This window comes from Maritimimonas sp. 2304DJ26-3 (genome assembly GCF_056591635.1).
Genome location: NZ_JBWQOK010000004.1, coordinates 106,742 through 127,856, shown reverse-complemented (window position 1 = coordinate 127,856; position 21,115 = coordinate 106,742). Strand labels below are relative to the sequence as shown.

At 31.3% G+C, this 21,115-nt stretch carries 22 protein-coding genes and 2 tRNA genes; 11 read left to right on the top strand and 13 right to left on the bottom strand.

The features are described 5' to 3' along the window. The first annotated feature begins 4 nt into the window (after positions 1-4). Positions 5-721, top strand: coding sequence for an aspartate/glutamate racemase family protein (locus AC1EUV_RS12270; protein WP_480199010.1), 717 nt, complete (start codon positions 5-7; stop codon positions 719-721). Here the strand turns inward: AC1EUV_RS12270 and AC1EUV_RS12265 are convergent. Together AC1EUV_RS12265 and AC1EUV_RS12260 are read right to left on the bottom strand one after the other, a co-directional pair. Continuing rightward, on the bottom strand, positions 704-1,438 hold the full coding sequence (locus AC1EUV_RS12265; protein ID WP_480199009.1) for a LytR/AlgR family response regulator transcription factor: 735 nt from the start codon (positions 1,436-1,438) through the stop codon (positions 704-706). The genes AC1EUV_RS12270 and AC1EUV_RS12265 overlap by 18 nt on opposite strands. Continuing rightward, complete coding sequence (locus tag AC1EUV_RS12260) at positions 1,438-3,663, bottom strand: tetratricopeptide repeat-containing sensor histidine kinase (protein ID WP_480199008.1); 2,226 nt, start codon at positions 3,661-3,663, stop codon at positions 1,438-1,440. Before AC1EUV_RS12260 ends, AC1EUV_RS12265 begins: the two co-directional genes overlap by 1 nt. A 162-nt stretch (positions 3,664-3,825) precedes the next feature. Here AC1EUV_RS12260 and AC1EUV_RS12255 point away from each other — a divergent pair, with 162 nt between their 5' ends. The 8 genes from AC1EUV_RS12255 to AC1EUV_RS12220 all read left to right on the top strand — a co-directional run bounded on the left by AC1EUV_RS12255 (position 3,826) and on the right by AC1EUV_RS12220 (position 12,794). Beyond that, positions 3,826-6,222, top strand: a complete 2,397-nt coding sequence (locus AC1EUV_RS12255; RefSeq protein ID WP_480199292.1) for a TonB-dependent receptor — start codon at positions 3,826-3,828, stop codon at positions 6,220-6,222. A 128-nt stretch (positions 6,223-6,350) separates the two neighbouring features. Then, positions 6,351-7,463 carry a vWA domain-containing protein gene (locus AC1EUV_RS12250; protein WP_480199007.1) on the top strand — a complete coding sequence of 371 codons (1,113 nt, stop codon included), beginning with the start codon at positions 6,351-6,353 and terminating at the stop codon, positions 7,461-7,463. 69 nt (positions 7,464-7,532) lie between these two features. Then, on the top strand, positions 7,533-8,429 hold the full coding sequence (locus tag AC1EUV_RS12245; RefSeq protein WP_480199006.1) for a NifU family protein: 897 nt from the start codon (positions 7,533-7,535) through the stop codon (positions 8,427-8,429). Between the two features lie 51 nt (positions 8,430-8,480). Next, positions 8,481-8,681, top strand: coding sequence for a dodecin family protein (locus AC1EUV_RS12240; RefSeq protein WP_480199005.1), 201 nt, complete (start codon positions 8,481-8,483; stop codon positions 8,679-8,681). Positions 8,682-8,834: 153 nt separating this feature from the next. Further along, entirely contained in the window at positions 8,835-10,880 is a 2,046-nt protein-coding gene (locus tag AC1EUV_RS12235; protein ID WP_480199004.1) for a thioredoxin domain-containing protein, read from the top strand. Next, positions 10,881-11,240 carry a DUF1304 domain-containing protein gene (locus tag AC1EUV_RS12230; protein WP_480199003.1) on the top strand — a complete coding sequence of 120 codons (360 nt, stop codon included), beginning with the start codon at positions 10,881-10,883 and terminating at the stop codon, positions 11,238-11,240. Beyond that, on the top strand, positions 11,241-12,056 hold the full coding sequence (locus AC1EUV_RS12225; protein WP_480199002.1) for a mechanosensitive ion channel family protein: 816 nt from the start codon (positions 11,241-11,243) through the stop codon (positions 12,054-12,056). An 18-nt stretch (positions 12,057-12,074) separates the two neighbouring features. Then, positions 12,075-12,794: a hypothetical protein gene (locus AC1EUV_RS12220; protein ID WP_480199001.1), complete on the top strand. Its 720-nt coding sequence runs from the start codon at positions 12,075-12,077 to the stop codon at positions 12,792-12,794. On the opposite strand, the gene tsaB is transcribed toward AC1EUV_RS12220, so the two are convergent. From tsaB to cyoE, 10 genes are all read right to left on the bottom strand, one after another. Beyond that, positions 12,787-13,461, bottom strand: coding sequence for a tRNA (adenosine(37)-N6)-threonylcarbamoyltransferase complex dimerization subunit type 1 TsaB (gene tsaB, locus AC1EUV_RS12215; protein ID WP_480199000.1), 675 nt, complete (start codon positions 13,459-13,461; stop codon positions 12,787-12,789). The genes AC1EUV_RS12220 and tsaB overlap by 8 nt on opposite strands. A gap of 69 nt (positions 13,462-13,530) precedes the next feature. Beyond that, positions 13,531-14,901, bottom strand: coding sequence for a TolC family protein (locus tag AC1EUV_RS12210; RefSeq protein ID WP_480198999.1), 1,371 nt, complete (start codon positions 14,899-14,901; stop codon positions 13,531-13,533). 113 nt (positions 14,902-15,014) lie between these two features. Further along, positions 15,015-15,224, bottom strand: a complete 210-nt coding sequence (locus AC1EUV_RS12205) for a hypothetical protein (protein ID WP_480198998.1) — start codon at positions 15,222-15,224, stop codon at positions 15,015-15,017. After that, entirely contained in the window at positions 15,221-15,751 is a 531-nt protein-coding gene (locus AC1EUV_RS12200) for a DUF420 domain-containing protein (protein WP_480198997.1), read from the bottom strand. The genes AC1EUV_RS12205 and AC1EUV_RS12200 overlap by 4 nt, the downstream gene beginning before the upstream one ends. Beyond that, positions 15,752-16,441 carry an SCO family protein gene (locus tag AC1EUV_RS12195; protein WP_480198996.1) on the bottom strand — a complete coding sequence of 230 codons (690 nt, stop codon included), beginning with the start codon at positions 16,439-16,441 and terminating at the stop codon, positions 15,752-15,754. Continuing rightward, complete coding sequence (locus AC1EUV_RS12190; protein ID WP_480198995.1) at positions 16,431-17,117, bottom strand: hypothetical protein; 687 nt, start codon at positions 17,115-17,117, stop codon at positions 16,431-16,433. The genes AC1EUV_RS12195 and AC1EUV_RS12190 overlap by 11 nt, the downstream gene beginning before the upstream one ends. A gap of 50 nt (positions 17,118-17,167) precedes the next feature. Continuing rightward, a complete protein-coding gene (locus AC1EUV_RS12185) occupies positions 17,168-17,509 on the bottom strand; it encodes a cytochrome C oxidase subunit IV family protein (RefSeq protein ID WP_480198994.1) in 342 nt (113 codons plus the stop codon). 18 nt (positions 17,510-17,527) lie between these two features. Then, the gene (locus AC1EUV_RS12180; RefSeq protein WP_480198993.1) at positions 17,528-18,508 is read right to left on the bottom strand and encodes a cytochrome c oxidase subunit 3; all 981 of its coding nucleotides are present in this window, start codon (positions 18,506-18,508) and stop codon (positions 17,528-17,530) included. Positions 18,509-18,639: 131 nt separating this feature from the next. Continuing rightward, positions 18,640-19,200: a cytochrome c oxidase subunit 3 gene (locus AC1EUV_RS12175; RefSeq protein WP_480198992.1), complete on the bottom strand. Its 561-nt coding sequence runs from the start codon at positions 19,198-19,200 to the stop codon at positions 18,640-18,642. A 5-nt stretch (positions 19,201-19,205) separates the two neighbouring features. Beyond that, positions 19,206-20,111, bottom strand: a complete 906-nt coding sequence (cyoE, locus tag AC1EUV_RS12170; protein ID WP_480198991.1) for a heme o synthase — start codon at positions 20,109-20,111, stop codon at positions 19,206-19,208. A gap of 179 nt (positions 20,112-20,290) precedes the next feature. On the opposite strand from cyoE, the gene AC1EUV_RS12165 reads away from it, so the two are divergent. Next, a tRNA-Gly gene (locus AC1EUV_RS12165) sits at positions 20,291-20,362 on the top strand. Positions 20,363-20,380: 18 nt separating this feature from the next. Then, positions 20,381-20,466, top strand: a tRNA-Leu gene (locus AC1EUV_RS12160). A gap of 34 nt (positions 20,467-20,500) precedes the next feature. Here AC1EUV_RS12160 and AC1EUV_RS12155 read toward each other — a convergent pair. After that, positions 20,501-20,992, bottom strand: coding sequence for a hypothetical protein (locus AC1EUV_RS12155; RefSeq protein WP_480198990.1), 492 nt, complete (start codon positions 20,990-20,992; stop codon positions 20,501-20,503). Between the last annotated feature and the right edge of the window lie 123 nt (positions 20,993-21,115).

Below are 21,115 nucleotides of genomic sequence, written 5' to 3'. Positions count from 1 at the left end.
AATTATGAAAACAGTTGGATTAATTGGAGGAATGAGTTGGCAATCTTCTATGGAATACTACAAGCTACTGAATGAACATGCTAACATAATGAAAGGAGGTTTACATTCTAGTAAAACCATCCTTTATTCAGTTGAATTTTCAGAGATTGCTCAATTAACTCATGAAGAAAATTGGCATGCAATAGGTGAGATAGTAAAACAAGCGGCGATTAGTTTAGAAAAAGCTGGTGCTGATGTTATACTAATAGCCTCTAACTTAATACATATTGTAAGTGGCTCTGTCCGCAAAGCTATAAATATACCCTTTCTTCATATTGCAGAAGCAACTGGTCGAAAAATTAAAGAGCAACATTTAAGTAAAGTGGGGCTCATTGGCACAAAATACACCATGGAAAAAGACTTTTATACAAAATATCTTTCAGAAAATTTCGATGTAGAAGTACTTATACCTAGTGATGAAAACGATCGTCAAATATTACACGATATTATCTATTCAGAACTTATTAAAGGTATATTCACTGAAGACTCAAAGAATAAATGCAAAGAGATCATAAAAAAATTGGAATCTAAAGGTATTGAAGGAATCATATTAGGTTGTACAGAATTTCCATTATTAATTCCAGAAAATGAACTTGATATTCCTTCATTTGATACTACAAAAATTCATGTGTTAACAGCACTAGACTGGGCAATAGAATCTAATTCACTTAAAGTAAGATAACAACTCCGATTTTCTAGAGGTAGAAACACTCAATTCTTTTCCATTGTTTAGGAAAACAGTTCCTCCTTTTCCTTTTCTGTAAGAAGAAATACAAGACACATTTACCAAATACGATTTATGAATTCTGGCAAAGCCATTTTCTTTTAAAATATCTTCAAAATATTTAAGTGTTTTACTCACTAGTTTTTTAAGTCCATTTTCAAGATATATTTCTGTATAGTTATCATCAGCTTTGCAATAGATAATATCTTTCATTTCTAATACCTCGAATCCGTCTTGGGTTGGAATCGTAATTTTTTGATTAGTAGGATTTGTTTTAGGAATCAACACAGTATTCTGTAATTCGTTTTCTTTCTGTTTTAGTTCAGTAACGTAGTCTACAGCCTTAATTAGGTCATCAATAGAAATAGGCTTTAATAAATAATAGGAAGCATGCTTATTAAGTGCTTCAATGGCATATTGATTATAAGCTGTAACAAACACCACTTCAAAGTCAGTTTTCCCTAATTTGTCGAGCAAATCGAAACCAGAACCGTATGGCATCTCTACATCTAGAAAAATTAAATCTAGTTCATTATTACGAATTAAAACCAATGCCTCATCTATATTCTTAGCTTCACCCAACACCTCAACAGTAGGGCAATATTTTGAAAGATAATTCTTTAAGATATCTCTACTGGTTTGCTCATCTTCTACTATGATGGTTTTTAAATTCATTAATCTTTTTTAAGAGTCAAAATTACTTTGGTACCTGTTTCGTCGTTATGCAAATCCTCAATAAACACATCAACCTTATCTTTATACATTTCGTTTAAAATAGCTATTCGCTGCTTAATGTTTTGCATCCCCTTTGATTGCTGCTTTTTCTGATGTTCTGTCTTTAATTCTTTAGATTTCTTTCTGCCAATACCATCATCAGAAATTTCAATAGTAATAGTTCCTTCATCTTTTTTAGACAATTCAACTTTTAAAAGCCCTTTGTCTTCCTTATAACGTAATCCATGCCAAACAGCATTTTCTACGTAGGGTTGTAACAACATTGGTGGAATTTGAAATTGTTCTTGTTCAATTTCTTTATCGATTATTAGCTCGAAATCAAATTTATCTTGAAATCTAGAATGTTCTAATTTTAAATATAATTCTAACAATTCGATTTCTTTCTCTAACGGAATAAAATCTTCTTCAGAATTGACCAATACACTACGCATTAACGTAGAAAAATCAGTTAAGTAACGATTTGCTGTTCGTTCATCATTTTGTGCAATAAAACTATTTACAGAGTTTAACGCATTAAAAATAAAATGCGGATTCATTTGAGTACGTAGTGACTTTAGCGCCAACAAATTGTTTGTCAATTTTCGTTGTCTGTTACTACGCAACATCCAGAATAAAGAAAGTAAGAGTAAAACTAATCCGGATACTAAGCCATATATTGTTAGTCTTTGACGTCTGTCATTCTCTACTGTTAATTGGTTTTCTGTTTGATATAATTGAATCTTGCTTTCAGAAAGTGCCCTATCTTTTTCTAAACTAGTAATTCTATTTTGCTTTTCAGAAAGATCTCTATTTAAGTTTACAGCTGTAGCAATCTCAGCCTCTTTTTGTTTATACAGTAGATCGACTAGCGAAACATATTTTTTATAGTTGATTAGTGCTTTATCATCATTACCCAAAGAGACATATGCTTCAGATAATTTCTGAATAGCATCTTTTTGCGTTTCTAAATCTTCATCTTTTTCAGCATCTGCAATACTTTCTTCCAATAACGGAATTGCCTCATTAACTTTATTTTGTTTTAAATACACATTCCCTAAATCTAACTTGGCACGTGATTTAGTAATCTTCTTTTCATCAGACACCACCACTTCTTCTAAAGCTTCATTTTCTAAGGTTTCTAAAGTTTTTTTTCGGAACTGAGCTTCTTTATTTAGACTATTATTTTTACTATAAAACTCTGCTGCTTTTTGATTTTGAACAATCGTTTTTTGTGGGCTCTCGGTTTTTGCAGATTGAATAGAACGATTTAAATAACCTTCTGCCTCTCCTTGCCTACCCAAAGCATCTAGCGTTAACGCAATTTTAGAATTTAAACTTGTTCCTTTAGAAATATTCGAAACTCTCTCATTTAAATTTAAAGCTGTTCTATATTCTGTTAATGCTTTTTGATAGCTTTTTTGATTGAAATACACATCCCCCAAACCCTCATAAACTATTATTTTTTGAGTTGCACTAATAGAACTAATTTTTAAGAGTTCTTTATATAAATTTTCACTTTTCCTAAGTTCTCTATTTTCCAAATAAGCATTCGCCAGTTTTAGCTGAGAGTTAATTATTGATAGGTTATCATTTGCCACTTTATAATTACTTGCAGCCAAATCATATTGTTTAAGGCTCATATATAGATCGCCCAAAACATTATATGATTGTGATAATTGTTGTTTATTGTTTCCTGCAAAATTTATGGCAGCGCCAACATAATCAATACTTTTTGTTGGGTTAGTATTTGAATAAAACAAAGCAGAATCTAGCTGAACTTTAAAGTAATTATTATTGTTTCTTTTATTCAGGTCAATTTTTGATTTCTTTATAGGTTTTGACCTACTTTCAAACTCAGGAACTCCCAAGGCATCAGATTCATCCTTCACCTCATAATTTAAACTACCATCATATCTATAAGAATCAATTGTTTTACCATTCTTACTTAATATAATTAAATCGCCGAGTTGAGCTTTAATAGTAAACTCACCATTAGAATCTGTTCTAGTAGAACCATCTTTACCACGAACCTTTACAGTAATACCGGAAAGAGGTTCGCCATTAGCATCAGTAATTCTGTCTGAATAATAACCGTTCTCTTTAGTTTTATTTAATTGTATCTGTCCGTAAGACACATAAACAGAAGAAAAAATCAAGAGAATTACTATGCAAAATCGTTGCTTCATTAGGGTAAAACTACACACTTTAAACGGTATAATAAAATGTGCTTAACACTCGAGGGTGGAATTTTAAAGTCAAAACTTATTTAAAAAGTTGCTTTACTTATTTATCAGTTAGTTTTACTCAATGAAACGACTATTTCACTAATTTTGGACTTTTTGGCAAAAATGAGGTTCTTTTTTCTATTATTTTCTGTTTTGTTTTACTTTAACTCTTTTTCTCAAGGGACTATTAAAGGAAAAGTTATCGATCTAAAAAGTAGAGAAGCATTACCATTTGCTAATATTTTAGTTGAAGGAACTACAATTGGAGCTTCATCAGATGAAAATGGTGAATTTACAATTAATAACGCTCCGGTTGGTTATCTAAAAATTCAAACCTCATTAGTAGGCTATACAACCAATTTATCTGATGATTATTTAGTTACTCAAGAAAAAACACCTTTTATTATTGTTGAGTTAGCTGAAGAATCTTCGCAATTGAGCGAGGTAATTGTTAGAAGAAAATTATTTGAAAAGCCTATTGAAAGCCCTCTATCTCGACAAACTTTAGGTCTAGCCGAAATAGAGAAAAATCCCGGAGGCAATAGAGATATATTAAAAGTAATTCAATCATTGCCAGGAGTTGCTTCGAATCCAGGATTTAGAAATGATATTATAATAAGAGGCGGGGCTCCTTCAGAAAATAAGTTTTATATCGACGGGATAGAAATACCAGTTATAAATCATTTTCAAACACAAGGTGCTACCGGCGGCCCTGTGGGTATTATTAACGCAGATTTAATACGAAAAACAGATTTTTATTCTAGTGCTTTTCCTGCAAATAGAGGCAACACCTTAAGCTCAGTAATTGAATTTACTCAAAAGGTTGGAAGCCCAAATCGTTTTGGTGTTAGAGCAACTTTAGGAACCTCTGATGCTGGCATCACAGTAGATGGTCCTATTAGTAAAAATACAAGCTTTATAGCCTCAGCGCGTCAATCTTATTTGCAATTTCTATTTAAATTAATAAAACTTCCTTTTTTACCAACTTATAACGACTTTCAGTTTAATGTAAAATCTCAACTTTCAGACAAAAGTGAATTATCAATTATTGGTTTAGGTGCAATTGATAATTTTGAGCTTAATGAAGACGTAAATGATGGTGTAGAAGACGAAGAAACCTTAAAAAGAAATAGATACATTTTAAATAATATACCTATACAAGAACAATGGAATTACACATTCGGTATCAATTACAAACATTTTAGTCAAAACTCTAAGCAGCAATATATTTTAAGTAGAAACGTATGGAATAATACCGCAGAAAAATTCTTTAACAACACTCAAAGTCCATCAGATTTACTACTTGATTACTCCTCGAAAGAAATTGAAAATAAGTTTCGTTTTGAAAATGCTTCTGATCTAAAAAATAATTACAAATTAACAATTGGTTTTAATCTAGAAAAGGGAACTTACACCAATGAAACATTTAATAGAATTGCAAATTCATCGGGCATAAGCATACAAGATTTTTCATCTGAATTAGATTTATTTAAGTATGGTCTATTTGGTCAAATCTCGAAAAATTATTTCAATTCTAAATTGGGGCTTTCTTTTGGATTTCGTTTAGACGGCAACGATTATAATGATGAAATGAAAAATGTTTTAAATCAATTTTCGCCAAGATTTTCAGCTACATATGCTATCAATAATAAATGGTCTATAAATAGTTCTTTAGGTAATTATTACCAATTACCTGCTTATACTATTTTAGGTTTTAGAGATAACACCAATACGCTAGCCAATCAATCCAACCTAAAATATATACAATCTAATCACCTGGTTTTAGGTTTAGAATTTAAGCCAAGTGAAAGTTTAAAAATTGCTTTAGAGGGGTTTCATAAAAGTTATAAAAATTATCCTTTTTCTATTAGAGATCAAATTAGCCTCGCTAATTTAGGTTCAGATTTTGGAGTAATTGGTAATGAACAAGTTACTTCAATTTCTGAAGGAAGGTCTTATGGATTTGAAATTTTTTCTCAAAAAAAATCTTATGATGGTCTTTACGGAATTCTCTCATACACTTTTGTTATAAGTGAATTTAAAGACAGACTAAATAATTACATTCCATCTACCTGGGACAATAGACATTTATTAACCATTACAGGCGGAAAAAAGCTTACTAAAAATTGGGAGCTTGGTGCAAAATTCCGCTTTGTAGGCGGCAGGCCTTTCACACCTTATGATCTAAATGCGTCGTCATTAATCGCAAATTACGATATTGCCAATAGAGGAATTTTAGATTATAATTTATTAAACACAGAACGCTTTAAAAATTATACTCAATTAGATATTCGTTTAGACAAAACATGGTATAGTAAAAAGTTTTCTTTAAATCTCTACATAGATATTCAAAACATCTATGGTAGTGAAGCTGTTGAACAATCATATCTTATTCCTACAAGAGATAATAATGGAAACAATATTATAGATCCTTCAGATAATTCAAGATATATTTTAGAAAGTATTGAGAATTCTAGCGGAACTATTTTACCAAGATTTGGTCTTATCGTAGATTTTTAATTTCACAACATTTCTCGTTTACTCATTTATAGCTGGTAATTACTCATTACTTAATCCATTTCACTCATTTTGATTTTTTTTTAAAAAGAGTTGAAAATACTTTTACTTAAAAATTAAACAATAGCATCATGAAAAATTTAAAAATCACACTCATTTTTCTACTAACCTTAACCTCTACTTTTTTATTTGCAACTAATGGCAATCCTAAAAAGAATACTATTAAAGTTGCTCTTTTATTAGACACTAGTAACTCAATGGATGGATTGATCAATCAAGCAAAAACACAATTATGGGATATAGTTAACGAGCTTTCATATGCTAAATGTGAGCATGAAAACCCTAATCTTGAAATTGCTTTGTATGAATATGGAAATGACAATTTATCATCACATGAAGGATATATTCGTCAGGTAATAGGATTTAGTTCTGATCTAGATGAAATTTCAGAAAAACTATTTGCCCTCAGAACGAATGGCGGTAATGAGTTTTGTGGAGAAGTAATTCAAACCTCTTTAAAACAATTAGATTGGGGCAAATCTAAGAATGATCTCAAGTTAATTTTTATCGCCGGTAATGAGCCCTTTACGCAAGGGAAAATCAATTACAAAGATGCAGCTACACAAGCCAATGAACAAGATGTAATAGTAAATACTATCTTTTGTGGCAACTATCAAAATGGAATTTATGGAAAGTGGCAAGATGGTGCTCGTTTAACAAATGGTGACTATATGGTTATTGACCATAATGAGAGAATTGTTCACGTTGCTTCACCTTATGATCAAGAAATTATTATTCTTAACAAAAAGTTGAATAATACCTATATCCATTATGGAAATCAAGGTGCCAGTAAAATGCAATTACAATCGGAGCAAGATGCAAATGCAGAGACTTTAGATGAAGTTGTTGTTGTAAAACGTGCTGTTAGCAAAAGCTCTAGGGTATATAAAAATTCATCATGGGATTTAGTTGATGCTGAAAAAGAAAAAGGTTTTAGTTATGATAAGCTTAATAAAAAAACATTACCTAAACGTTTACAAGGAAAATCTAAAGCTGAAATCAAAAAATATGTAGCTAAACAACGAATAGAACGTAAAGAGATTCAAAAAAAGATCAACGCTTTAAATATTAAGCGAAATAAATATGTAGCTCAAAAGCAAAAAGAGGCAAATACAAAAAGTTTAGATAAAGCCATGATAGAAGCCATTAAAAAGCAAGCTAAAAAGAAGAATTATGTTTGGTAAATTAAAGCTCGCAATTGCGGGCTTTTTTTATTGCAATGTTCACTACCTTTGTGGCAAACTTTTTGAAAGATGCAGCAGACAACAATTTCTATAGAAAATACATCCAGCGAGGCAATTATAAAGTTTGTAGCTAATAAAATTTTAACAGATGGAAGCTTTGAATATAATAATGTTGACGAAGCAAAAAATTCTACGTTGGTTCAGCAGCTTTTCCATTTACCTTTTGTAAAAAAGGTATTTGTTACCGCTAATTTTATAGCCGTTGAACGTTACAACATTGTTGAATGGCCGGATGTACAAGAAGAACTGAAGAATGTTATTGAAAATTACCTAAACAAACACGAAAGTTTATTTGGAAGTTCTGAAAACACACCAAAAGTGGTTGAAGTTTATGCTGAAAGTACGCCAAATCCGGCTGCAATGAAGTTTGTAACTAACAAACTTTTGACTTCTCAAAATATAGAAATTTTAGATTTAGAGGATACTGCTGAAGTGCCAATAGCTAAGGCGTTATTTGACTTTCCTTTTGTGACTCAAGTTTTCATATCAGAAAATTATATTTCAATCTCTAAAAACGATTCGATTGAGTGGTTTGAAATAACTACTGCCATTCGTGATTTCATCAAAGAATACCTCCGCGAAAGCAAGCCAATCATCACAGAAAATTATCAACCAAAACAAGTTGCTAAGCCAGAGTTTGAACCTGTAAACACTGAAAACTTAGATGATATTTCTCAAGAGATTATCTCTATTTTAGATGAATATATAAAACCAGCTGTAACTTCAGATGGTGGGAATATTATGTTTCAATCATATAATACAGATAGTAAAACGGTAAATGTTGTATTACAAGGTGCATGTAGTGGATGCCCATCTTCTACCGTAACTTTAAAAAATGGTATTGAAGCCACATTAAAGCAATTACTGCCAAACAAGGTTGAAGAAGTCGTTGCTATTAATGGCTAAATTTTGTAGCTTTACTTTTCAACAAATTTTTAATCTTAAAACTAAATAGTTATGGCAGTAATGAAAGTTATTGAAGTACTAGCTAATTCAGACAAAAGTTGGGAAGAGGCTACTCGAAAAGCAGTGAAACATGCATCAAAAAGTGTTAAGCATATTAAGTCTGCATTTGTACAATCTCAAAGTGTAGTGGTCAATGGTGATGATGTAGAAGAGTTTAGAGTAAACGTTAAAATTACCTTCGAGGTAAAGTAAATTCATCGTAAAAAATAGAAGCGCTTTTGTTAATTCAAAAGCGCTTTTTTATTGTGTATCTTTGAACAAATTTAGAATTTTTATATGCGATATTTAGTAGCATTTTCCATATTTATTGTTCTCTTTTTTGGCTGTAACTCTAAATCAAAATCCATGTCTGATCATACTCACACCAATGCTCTGATTAATGAAACAAGCCCTTATCTTTTACAGCATGCTCATAATCCTGTTGATTGGTATCCTTGGGGAAAAGAGGCGCTAGAAAAGGCTAAGAAAGAAAACAAGTTGATTCTTATTTCGATTGGCTATGCAGCTTGTCATTGGTGTCATGTTATGGAGCGTGAAAGCTTTGAGGATAGTGCTGTTGCAAAAATCATGAATCAGAATTTTATTAATATAAAAATTGATCGCGAAGAGCGCCCAGATATTGATCAAATTTACATGAATGCTGTTCAGCTTATGACAGGTCGTGGAGGGTGGCCATTAAACTGTATTGCTTTACCAGATGGTAGGCCAGTTTGGGGAGGCACTTATTTTCCTAAAGAAAACTGGGTTGATGCACTCAATCAAATTACTAAAGTATATAACGAGCAGCCAGAAAAAATGGAAGAATATGCGAGTAAATTAACTGCTGGCGTACAACAGTCTGATCTTATAAAATTAAATACCTCTGAAACTAACTTTTCAAAAATAGAATTAGACACCATTATTGAAAAATGGAAAAAGTATATGGATTTTGATCTCGGTGGAAGTGTTGGTTCTCCTAAATTTCCTATTCCGAGTAATTTTGAATTCTTATTAAGATATGCCAAACAAACCGACAACCAAGAAATAGATTTCTACGTAAATAATTCGTTATCAAAAATGGCTATGGGAGGCATCTATGATCAAGTTGGTGGTGGTTTTGCGCGTTACTCGGTTGATTCTAAATGGCATATACCCCACTTCGAAAAAATGCTTTATGATAATGGCCAAATGGTAAGCATCTATTCAAATGCATATTTAGTTACAAAAAATCCTCTATATAAAACAATTGTGTATGAAACTACTCAATTTGTAGAAAGAGAATTACTGGATAAGTCTAATAGTTTTTATTCTTCGCTTGATGCAGATAGTAATAATGAAAAAGGCGAATTAGAAGAAGGAGCTTTTTATGTATGGAGTGAAGCAGAACTTAAAGAATTAATAAAGGATGATTTCTCAATTTTTAAAGATTACTACAACATCTCAAATGAATGGAAATGGGAACATGAAAATTATAATTTACATACAACTTTAAGCAATGTAGATATTGCAAAAATGCATGATATTACATTTGAAAAGCTTTCAAAAAAGGTTAAGAATTGGAAAAGTATTTTATTGAAAGAGCGCGAAAAACGTAGTCGCCCGAGATTGGATGATAAAATATTGACCTCTTGGAATGCTCTAATGTTAAAAGGCTATGTAGATGCTTATCGTGTTTTTAATGATAATCATTTTTTAGAAATGGCAGTTAAGAATGGAAACTTCATTGTTAAAAATCAATTAAGAGAAGATGGAGGCTTATATAGAAATTATAAAAATGGAAAGAGCTCAATTAATGCTTACCTAGAAGATTACTCAACTTTAATCGATGCTTTTCTTCAATTATATCAAGTAACCTTAGATGAACAATGGTTGCAAACAGCTAAACAACTAACTGATTATAGTTTTGATCATTTTTACGATGAAAAGAGTGGTATGTTTTATTTCACATCTGATGAAGATGATGCTCTAATTGCCAGAAAAATAGATACCGACGACAATGTTATTCCATCATCTAACTCAATAATGGCGAATAACTTATTTCTTTTAGGACATTATTACTACAATAAAAAATATACTAATACTGCAAAACAAATGCTTCATAATGTAAAAGAAAAAGCGATTCGCTATGGAGCTGGTTCTTCAAATTGGTTAAACCTATATCTTAACTATTTGGATGAATTTTATGAAGTGGCTATTTCAGGAAAAAATGCTCTATCGATTTTAAAGGAATTAGATCAAGAATATATTCCAAATAAATTAGTCGTTGGCAGTACAAAAGACAGCAAGTTACCTCTGTTGGAGAATAAATTTAATGATAATCAAACCACTATTTATGTATGTATAGATGGTGCATGCAAGCTTCCGGTTACGGAAATTTCAAAAGCTTTAAAACAAATTAAAATCAACTTATAAATGGAATTAATAGCAAAAATTTTAATAGGTCTAGTAGCTTTATTACACTTCTACTTTATGATTCTAGAAATGTTTTATTGGACAAAGCCTAAGGGAATGAAGGCTTTCGGGTTAACAAAAGAGCTAGCAGAACAGTCTAAGGTTTTAGCTGCAAATCAAGGATTATATAACGGATTTCTTTCTGCCGGATTAATATGGTCTTTGATAGACAAAAATTATGGAAATGAAATAGCAATTTTCTTCTTAATTTGTGTGACCATTGCAGGTATTTATGGGTCTTATACTACGAAAAAACCAAGGATCTTTTTTATTCAATCGATTCCTGCTATTATTGCACTCTTAATTTTAATATTCAAATAAATGGAAAATATAGAAACTTATTTAGACAAAGCTTGGAGTCTTTTACTAGAGTATTCTCCCAAAATCATTACTGCATTAATTATTTTAATTATTGGTTTATGGTTAATAAAAATCATTACCAAGTATGCCAAAAAAATGATGTTAAAACGCGGTATGGAAGAAACTTTAATGAGATTTTTAAGTGACCTCTTAAATTGGACTCTAAAAGCATTATTATTTGTCACTGTAGTTTCTCAATTAGGAGTTCCTGCAACTTCGTTTGTGGCTATACTCGGTGCTGCTGGCTTAGCAATAGGTCTTGCATTACAAGGATCTCTAGCAAATTTTGCAGGAGGAGCGCTTATTATGATTTTTAAACCTTTTAAGGTTGGAGATAAAATTGAGGCACAAGGTGAAACTGGCGTAGTAAAAGAAATTCAAATTTTTGTTACCAAAATGTTGACAGCGGAAAACAAATTAGTAATAATACCGAATGGAGCACTATCAAATGGAAATATTACCAATTATTCAGATGAAGGTCAAATGAGAGTAGATTTAACTTTTGGTGTTGCTTATGATGCTGATATAAAGCAAACAAAAGAAGTATTGATGAAAGCTATTAATGCTACTGACAAAGTTTTAAAAGATCCTGCACCTACCGTTAACGTATCAGAGCTTGCAGATAGTTCTGTAAATTTTGCTGTTCGTCCTTGGTGCGACCCAGAAGATTATTGGGATGTTTATTTTGAAGTGACTGAAAATGTAAAAGAAGCATTAGATGCTGCTGGTATAGAGATACCTTATCCACATGCTGTAGAAATTCAGAAAGAAGGTTAAAATTAAAATCTTGGTATAATGAAATTAAAATATCTCTTATTAATTATTCAATTTCTAATTTCTTCAACTTTTGTCTATGGTCAATCAGGCTTCTCTGGACTAGGGAATTCGTTAATCGATCCTTATGACATGCATCATATTTTAGCTAATGGTCAAAAGAATAAAATTGATTTATCTAAGGCAAAAGGAAGTCCATATGAGCAAAAAAAATTTGTGTCTGGAAAAGCTGGAGATAAAATATCTAATACTATTAAAAATTATTATCTAAGATATAATGTCTATAATGATGAAATACAAATGAAAGCAAGTTTAGAGGATATGAATATCTATGGACTTATTAAATCTTTGAATAATTATGCAATTATTAAAAATAAAGAGTATCATTACCTTTCTTATAGCAAGGAAAATGAAATCAATGAAGGATATTTCATATTAATTTCTAAAGACTTAAAAAATCATCTCTACTTGAGAAAAACAAAAAGGTTTAATCCTGGGCGACCAGCCAAAGATTCCTTTAGAGATGCTATACCTCCATCTTTTAAAGATATTAATCGATTTTATTATAAAAAAGATAGAGTTTTATTCCCTTTGTCTAATAAAAAGAAAGGTATTCTCAATCAGTTCTCTAATAAAAAAAGTGAACTTAAAAAATTCATCAAAGATGAAAGCATTGATTTGAAAAATGAAAAAGATGTAATAAAGCTGCTTAAGTATTACGAGTCATTGACCATTAATTAGTAATCTTATTAATAATAAAGTCTTTTAAATAAAAAGGTTCAAAATAGGCGACATCTTCGATGTCGCTTTTTTTATACTTTTTGTAAGATAGTTTTGCCATCTCTTTCGAGGATGGGAAATAACCATCTAAAAAAATAGCATTTTCGTGCTGAATAACTTCTTTACATTTTTCAGCACCATCTCCAAGAAAATAGACTTTACTTTTTTCTAGGAAATTAGCAAAAGAATTTTCATTAATAATTTCAGCTTGTGTTTCTCGTATTTGTTGATATGCACTGTCAAATATTGCCGAATACACCTCCATTCTACGTGCATCTAATAAAGGGATAATGACAGCTTCATTTTCTACTTCAATTGAATTAGCTAACGCCTCAAGTGTTAAGATTGAAATCAAAGGTTTATCAAGGCCATAACATAACCCTTTCGCAGTAGAAACGCCAATTCGTAATCCGGTATAAGAGCCAGGACCTTTGCTTACAGCTATGGCATTAAGATTAGAAAATTTAATATTGGCTTTCTTAATTACCTTTTCTATAAAAACATGCAAGTTTTCACCATGAGAATAGTTACCATCATTCAGTTCTTTTATCGCTATTATTCTTCCGTCCTTAGAGATACTTACAGAACAATTCTTAGTAGCCGTTTCTATATTAAGAATAAAACACATTTTGCAAATATAAAAAAGACCTGCTTGGCATTATATACCAAACAGGTCTTTCTCGTTAACTAATAAAATCTATTCGTTTATGATAGGAATACCATAATAGAATTCCAAAACTTTAGTTCTAAATACAAAATTGTATTTAGCCCTAGTTAGTGTTGCTTGTGCATTTACTAATCTATTTCTTACTTGTTCAAAATCGAAAGAATTTGTTGCTCCTAAATCATATCGTTGCTTGGCATAATCAAATGATAATTGTTGAGCTTCAACAGATTTCTGTGCAGCTTCATATTCTTTTAAAGTAGCTTTGGCATTAATATATGCACGCTCAATCGCTTCGCGTAAAGCACGTTTCTGATCAGAAAGATTCACTTTAGCAATTTCCTCATTAATTTTTGCTCTATTAACATTTGCTTTTACTTGCCCTTTATTAAAGATCGGAATATTTAAATTTAGCCCAAAACTTTGGCCAAAGTTATTATCTAACTGCTCCCCAAAACTATTGTCAACCTGAATTGTTTGTCCAGTATCAGGGTCTGTAAATGTAAATCTATCTGGTCTTCCTTGAGTGTGATTGTATCCAGTACCTAAACCTGCATTCATAGACAATGTTGGTAGATATGCAGATTTGGCAATTTCTATACCCGTTTCTGCATTAACTACTCCTAGTTCTGCGCTCTTAATTTCTGGCTGATTAGCTACCGCTTTTTCAAAAATTTCATTAGTGTTATCATATAAAAGAGCAATAGAGTTAATAGTGACTGGTATTTCTTGCACATCAAATCCTTGATTGGGTATTTGCAGTAATTGTGATAGTTCCAATAACGCTAAAGCAACATTGTTTTCGGCTGTAACAACTGCGTTTTCATCATTAATTTTTGTAGCTTCTACTTCAAGTAAGTTTCCTTTTGGTTGTACACCTTCATCTACCAGTTCTTTAGTTCTTTTAAACTGTTCTTCACTAATCTTTACTTGTGCTTCAGCGATTTTTAAATTTTCTTTATTAAAAAGTACGTTCAAATATGAATTCACAATGTTCAAAGAAATATCATTCTTCATTTTTTCAAGATCTAATAAGCTTGCCTCAAAACTATTCTTAGATTGCTTATAAGCGTTCTTAATTCTAAATCCGTTAAAAACCGTCATCTGAGTACCGACACTAAAATTATTAGATCTTGTATTGGCCACCCTAGTTCCTGTAATTGGGTTTACTCCAGACCCCCAGTTAAAATTTTGAGAAGCAGAAGCTGATACACCAGGCAAAAAGTCTCCCTTAGCTGTATTTATATCTTCGTTGCGTAAATCTGTTGTGAATTTCGCTCTTTGAACCGAAAGGTTGTTTTCTAAAGCGTGGTCTACACATTGCTTTAATGTCCAGTTTTTATCTTGTGCAAATGAAAAAGTAATAGCCAATGCAGCTATTACAGTAGTAAGTTTTGTTTTCATGAATGTATAATATTTCACCAAAAACTATTGTTTATTTGGTTAGTTTTCAATTTTAGATCTATTATATGACGTTTAAAAGTAAAACTTGTTACACTTTATTTATTACCGAACTGTTAAAATTTTAACTTTTTACGGTTTTTATAAATCAAAAAACCAACCAAAGCAACCAAAATGTATGGGAATGCCATTAAGTATACGATCCCAGAATTAACACCTTCAGCCATTTCTGCATCACCAGATTCAACAACAGCCTTACACATGGCGCACTGTGCTTCAGATAACTGAGCAGCAAGTAACAATATTATAAGAAACAGTTTCTTCATGAGTAATAAGGTGATATCATTAAATATACTACAACACCACTAATAGCCACATACAACCATAAAGGGAAAGTGATTTTGGCTATTTTTTTATGCTTCTCAAAATCATTTGTAATTGCTCGAACATAAGTAATCAAAACAAAAGGAATAATTACTATTGATAATAAAATATGTGTAATTAAGATAAAATAGTACACATATTTAATCGTTCCTACCCCACCAAAAGAAGTGGAGTCAGAAGTCATATGATAAGCTACATACATTGCCAAAAAAACTACAGAACAAGCAATAGCTGTTTTCATTAATCGTTCATGTAATTTTCTATTTTTATTTTTAATTGCCCACACAGCTACTATCAATAATAAAGCTGTTATACCATTAATTGTTGCGTAAATTGGAGGCAAAAATGTTAACGGTTCTGCATTTGGAATTTTTACCCCGAACAATGCTGCCACTATTAACGGAATGGCAATAGAAAGAATAACTATCCATTTATTATATTTTTTAGTCGACGTAATTTCTTGACTCATTTACTCTTCTAATAACGTTTGAATATCTTCTTTTAATAATTCTATTTGATCTTCCTCTGTACCCTGATAATACACAATTGGATTACCATACTCATCTCTACGACATCTGATATATCCTTTTTTATCGACTAATGCAAAAAAACCTTGATGTTCAAATCCGCCAGCAACATCTGGATTAATCTCCGCAAAAATATTTAATCCTTTATTAGATAACTCGTATACTTTATCTCTATCGTCTGTTGTTAAAAAATTCCAGTTTAGCGATGTAACTCCATAATCTTCGGCATATTGTTTTAATACTAATGGTCTATCATGCTCAGGATCTATAGAAAAAGATGCAATACCAAAATCATTTCTCTTACCAAATTCTTTCTCTAACTTTAGCATATTTCGATTCATAACTGGGCAAATAGTTGGGCATGTTGTAAAAAAGAATTCAACAACATAGACCTTATCTTTATAGTCATTATTAGTAATTAGTAAGCTATCTTGATTTATAAATGCAAAATCGGGCATTTTACGTTTTTCATTATCAATCACCAGATATGATAGTTTTCCTTCCACCACCTTATTCATGCGAGTCCCTTCAGTCACAGATTTATCTTTTACTCGATCAATAATTTTTGGTACAGCATAAATGCCAAAAATTAATATAATGAATGATATAGCTATATATGATTTATTCTTCATTCTTTAACCAATCTTTACGTTTTTTTCTATTCTGTTTCAACGCCATTCTATACTCGGCTACTAATACTTTTACATCGTCGAGCATCTTATTATGAATTGGAGATACTGTTTCAGCCGAATAACCATATAAAATTCCTTCAGGCTCATCTTCATCATTTGTTCTTCCACGTAAGTGCTTATTCTTATCTATTATAAAAGCATATTTAGAATAACCATTATCAGCAATTTGATAACTTGTTTTAAAGCTATTGAACAAATCTCTGATTTCTTCTTGTTCACCAAACAAAAATTTCCAACGTTTCATATCAGTTGCGAAAGCAACCTTCTTTTTTAATTGCTGAGCTTCTTCTTCCATTCCTTTAGGAAGAATCACTAAAAATTGAAAGTCATCAAAGTCATTGAATCGCTTGTAAATCTTTTGATTTAGATTTAGAGCGTTGGTTTGAGAGTGCTCAAGGTCGTCGCCCAAAAAACTAATAATAGAGATCTTATTCTTTAAAGAAATATCTGAATTATCTTCTGAAATAAAATGAGTAACGTCATCAATATTTTCTGTTAATACTGGAAGCTTTGCAAAATTATTTGTCCCAGTAATCAAAAATAGATACAATGCTAACGGAAAGAAAAAAAGGATAAATAATACCCAAAATTTTTTATTCTTTAAAAAACTAAACATGTGTTATATGCTAAAAAAAGCGGTTTAAAAACCGCTCATTTATAAATTATTTAACCCCATCGCATAAGAGGAGCTAGCTCTTCGAAACTATAATCGCCCTCTATAAGAACCAAGGTTGTTAAGTAGACTATTAAGAAAACTACTGTCCAAACTATCGCTCTTCTGAACCAAGTTTTTTCTTCCTTCAAGTGCATAAAATACCAAGCAATACCGTATGCTTTTACTAGTGTTAGAATTAAGAATATCCAGTTTAGTAAACTAGTCCCTAAAAACTGTACTAAGTGTAGGCTTTCTGGTTTATAAATACCTAAAACTACTTCGACTATAGTAACTAACGATAAAAAACCAAAAACCTTCCAAATTAATGCTGTATGAGATTCTGCGTGTGCCATTTTTAAATATTGTGTTTTTTAAACTAAATAGAAGAATGTAAATACAAATACCCAAACTAAGTCTACAAAGTGCCAATATAGACCTACTTTTTCAACCATTTCGTAATGCTTTCTTTTTTCGTATGTGCCAATAATTACATTAAAGAAAATAATAACATTGATTACAATACCAGAAAATACGTGAAAACCATGAAAGCCCGTAATGAAGAAAAAGAAATCAGCAAACAACGTTTTACCGTATTCATTTACTTTAAGATTTGCGCCCGTTACAACATCTTTAGCTTTAGCTAAAAGTGCTTTTGCTTCTTCTTTAGAAACTATCGTCTTTTTCTTTGTGGTTAAATCAATTTTTTCAGTACGAAGATTTACACTTGGATTCGCATTAAAACTCTCAACAACCTCATTAACACTAAATGGAGCTACCGAAGGTGTTGTCATAAACCATGTGCCTTCATTTCTTTTTAATTGTTGTTCATTATTATGGCCTTTAACAAATTCACTTAATGCTATTTGTTTACCTGTTTCCTTATTTACAAATTGAACAATTTGTCCGTCTGTTAATTCTACCGCTCCATACGATCCGTTAATAAATGTTTTCCATTCCCAAGCTTGAGAACCAACGAAAATTAACCCTCCTATAATGGTTAGCAACATGTAAAGGATTACTTTTCCTTTCTTCATGTGATGACCAGCATCAACGGCCAGTACCATAGTTACAGAAGAAAAAATAAGGATAAAGGTCATAAATGCCACATAAATCATAGGAAATTCACCATGAACAAATGGTATATGCGTAAATACTTCATCGGCTATTGGCCAGCTATCTAAAAATTTAAAGCGTATCATACCATACGCCACTAAAAATCCAGAAAAAGTTAATGCATCTGACATGATAAAGAACCACATCATCATTTTACCATAACTGGCACCAAAAGGTCTGCTTCCGCCTCCGCTCCATAATCCTCCTTTTGATTCTTCAGTAGCCACTGTTGCTTCCATATAAAGTTGAATAGTTAATTTGGTTATTTGAAACCATATAATGATCTCATTCTATTTAGATAGCAAAAGTAAAAAACTTAGACAGATAAACCAACGGTTTAAAATTGTTTTTTAGTCTATTTAGATTATTTCTATTTAGCTAAAAAAAAGAATAGAAATAGAAAAATCCAAAGTATATCTACAAAATGCCAAAAAATGGCTCCTAAATCTAATCCTAAATAATTTGTAGAATTATATCGTTGTCTTAAATGATTAAAGAATACAACCAAAATCACTATTAACCCAACCAGAATATGAAGTAAATGTGCAAAAGAAATAACCATCAATAGTGATGAAGAAACAACACTCTCTTTTCCAGCCATATAAAAACCTGCTTCGCGCAATTCATAAAATCCTTGAATTTGTGAAGCAACAAAACCTAACCCTAGTAAAAAAGTTAAGATTAAAAAAACAGATGTTAATGTACGATTATCTTTTGCAATACTTCTTTTAGCTAAAAAGAAAGTAATACTGCTTAAAATAATTAAAAGTGTACTAATATATAAAGCTTGTGGCATTTCTAATGAAACCCAATCTTCTCTTTTACTACTAATAACATAGGCACTTGTCAATCCAGCAAACATCATAACCATGCTTATCATAGAAACATATAGCATTTGCTTTGAAGTCTTTTCCTTTAGTCTTAAATCCATTTCCATTAGTGTAAAAATTTATCAACTACGTAAATTACCTGTAAAGCTGTAATATAAAGAACACTTGCTAGCATTAATTTTCTTGCTATGCTATCCGTTTGTTTTTTATGCAATTGTATACCGAAATATAACATATAAACACCTAACAACAATACAAATACAGCGGCAATAGGTGATATATACAAACTACCCGTTAATTTAAATACAGGGATTATAGACACCAAAACCATCCATACCGTATAAAGTAAAATTTGAGTTGTTGCTTTTTTATTTTTCTCGCCAGTTGGCAACATATTAAATCCTGCTTTTTTGTACTCATCATAACCCAACCAACCAATTGCCCAAAAATGCGGGAATTGCCAAAAGAACTGAATCATAAAAAGCATGCCGGGCTCTATACCAAAACTCCCGGTGGCAGCTACCCATCCTAACATAAAAGGTATTGCACCAGGTATGGCACCAACAAAAACTGATAACGGTGTAACAGATTTTAGAGGTGTATAAATACTAGCATATAAAAAAATAGAAATAGCACCAAACATTGCTGTTTTTGCATTGATATTGTATAGAATTACTATTCCCGCTAAGGTTAATAGCACACCAATAAACATAGCAGTATTTACAGACATTCTACCAGCTGGTATTGGTCTGTTCTTTGTGCGTTTCATCAATTTATCAGTGTCTCTTTCGATAATTTGATTAAATGTATTAGAGGCACCAACCATACAATACCCACCAAAAGTTAACATTAATAAAGTAGGTATATGAATGGTATCTACTGCCAATAAATATCCAGAAATAGACGAAAATACTACACTAATTGATAAACCAAATTTGGTTAATTGCTTTAAATCATCGAATACAGTTGCTATAGAAGTATTTTTTGCAGTAGAACTATATGTAGTTTGCATGTGCTTTTTCTAAAAATCGGATGCAAATATACCCAATAAATCACGATTAACCATGTTAAAAATAAGTCTTTATAAAATAGATTTATAAAAACTTAAAAAAAGGCTTTGCGATTCGTAGAAATATATTAAATTTGCCCTCGCATTTGAAACAAATGTATGTTCTTTTAAAAAGATGTTCTGCGAAAGTAGCTCAGGGGTAGAGCATCACCTTGCCAAGGTGAGGGTCGCGGGTTCAAATCCCGTCTTTCGCTCAATTTAAAAATACACTTGCTGAAGTGGTGGAATTGGTAGACACGTTGGACTTAAAATCCAATGGTCAGTAATGGCCGTGCGGGTTCAAGTCCCGCCTTCAGTACTTAAAGCTCTTAGTCTATAGATTAGGAGCTTTTTTATTTTCTAATATAATGTGTTTTAATAAAAGGGACCCAAGTACGCCCTTCGTCTTTAGAACGACCAATTACAACTTGATTTTCTGATTTAGACAACTGATTATAGATCATTTTAAATACATAAGAAGTATCTTTTGATTTACTTGAAGTGGAATCAGAATTACAAAATACTAGCTTTTTATCTAAAAGCTTTCCTTTATAGACTTCCATAGTGCCTGTTGTCATATTCATATTTAGCATTTTATAGCTATCTCTATCATCATGCCCAATAGTATTATTTATAGCAATAATTTCATCTCCCTTTAATATCTCAATCTCTTCAGACATTAATTTGTCATTCGATGATATTTTAGATTTTCCGATACCAACTTTTGTCCAAAAATCTGACTGATACATATAAAGCGCTACATTATAGCTCCCTAATAAATAATTGATGGAATCAAGATAATTACTAGAAACCCCTTGTTTGTTGGTTGATAGATACCCTAGCATGATATTATTTCTGATTTAGTTAAGAAACAGTATTGTTTATTGTAAAGACGCTACTATTTAAAGTCTGTTACATACTTTAACATTTACAGGGATAAAAAAAGAAGCAAAATTCTAAGAACTTGG

Bases quoted from the DNA above. Each gene is read 5' to 3' on its own strand.
- AC1EUV_RS12245 (WP_480199006.1), top strand. From the start codon at position 7,533: ATGCAGCAGACAACAATTTCTATAGAAAATACATCCAGCGAGGCAATT.
- AC1EUV_RS12240 (WP_480199005.1), top strand. From the start codon at position 8,481: ATGGCAGTAATGAAAGTTATTGAAGTACTAGCTAATTCAGACAAAAGT.
- AC1EUV_RS12255 (WP_480199292.1), top strand. From the start codon at position 3,826: ATGAGGTTCTTTTTTCTATTATTTTCTGTTTTGTTTTACTTTAACTCT.
- AC1EUV_RS12190 (WP_480198995.1), bottom strand. From the start codon at position 17,117: ATGTTTAGTTTTTTAAAGAATAAAAAATTTTGGGTATTATTTATCCTT.
- AC1EUV_RS12210 (WP_480198999.1), bottom strand. From the start codon at position 14,901: ATGAAAACAAAACTTACTACTGTAATAGCTGCATTGGCTATTACTTTT.
- AC1EUV_RS12205 (WP_480198998.1), bottom strand. From the start codon at position 15,224: ATGAAGAAACTGTTTCTTATAATATTGTTACTTGCTGCTCAGTTATCT.
- AC1EUV_RS12235 (WP_480199004.1), top strand. From the start codon at position 8,835: ATGTCTGATCATACTCACACCAATGCTCTGATTAATGAAACAAGCCCT.
- AC1EUV_RS12195 (WP_480198996.1), bottom strand. From the start codon at position 16,441: ATGAAGAATAAATCATATATAGCTATATCATTCATTATATTAATTTTT.
- AC1EUV_RS12180 (WP_480198993.1), bottom strand. From the start codon at position 18,508: ATGGAAGCAACAGTGGCTACTGAAGAATCAAAAGGAGGATTATGGAGC.
- AC1EUV_RS12220 (WP_480199001.1), top strand. From the start codon at position 12,075: ATGAAATTAAAATATCTCTTATTAATTATTCAATTTCTAATTTCTTCA.
- AC1EUV_RS12155 (WP_480198990.1), bottom strand. From the start codon at position 20,992: ATGCTAGGGTATCTATCAACCAACAAACAAGGGGTTTCTAGTAATTAT.
- AC1EUV_RS12175 (WP_480198992.1), bottom strand. From the start codon at position 19,200: ATGGATTTAAGACTAAAGGAAAAGACTTCAAAGCAAATGCTATATGTT.
- AC1EUV_RS12200 (WP_480198997.1), bottom strand. From the start codon at position 15,751: ATGAGTCAAGAAATTACGTCGACTAAAAAATATAATAAATGGATAGTT.
- AC1EUV_RS12270 (WP_480199010.1), top strand. From the start codon at position 5: ATGAAAACAGTTGGATTAATTGGAGGAATGAGTTGGCAATCTTCTATG.
- AC1EUV_RS12225 (WP_480199002.1), top strand. From the start codon at position 11,241: ATGGAAAATATAGAAACTTATTTAGACAAAGCTTGGAGTCTTTTACTA.
- cyoE (WP_480198991.1), bottom strand. From the start codon at position 20,111: ATGCAAACTACATATAGTTCTACTGCAAAAAATACTTCTATAGCAACT.
- AC1EUV_RS12260 (WP_480199008.1), bottom strand. From the start codon at position 3,663: ATGAAGCAACGATTTTGCATAGTAATTCTCTTGATTTTTTCTTCTGTT.
- AC1EUV_RS12250 (WP_480199007.1), top strand. From the start codon at position 6,351: ATGAAAAATTTAAAAATCACACTCATTTTTCTACTAACCTTAACCTCT.
- AC1EUV_RS12265 (WP_480199009.1), bottom strand. From the start codon at position 1,438: ATGAATTTAAAAACCATCATAGTAGAAGATGAGCAAACCAGTAGAGAT.
- tsaB (WP_480199000.1), bottom strand. From the start codon at position 13,461: ATGTGTTTTATTCTTAATATAGAAACGGCTACTAAGAATTGTTCTGTA.
- AC1EUV_RS12230 (WP_480199003.1), top strand. From the start codon at position 10,881: ATGGAATTAATAGCAAAAATTTTAATAGGTCTAGTAGCTTTATTACAC.
- AC1EUV_RS12185 (WP_480198994.1), bottom strand. From the start codon at position 17,509: ATGGCACACGCAGAATCTCATACAGCATTAATTTGGAAGGTTTTTGGT.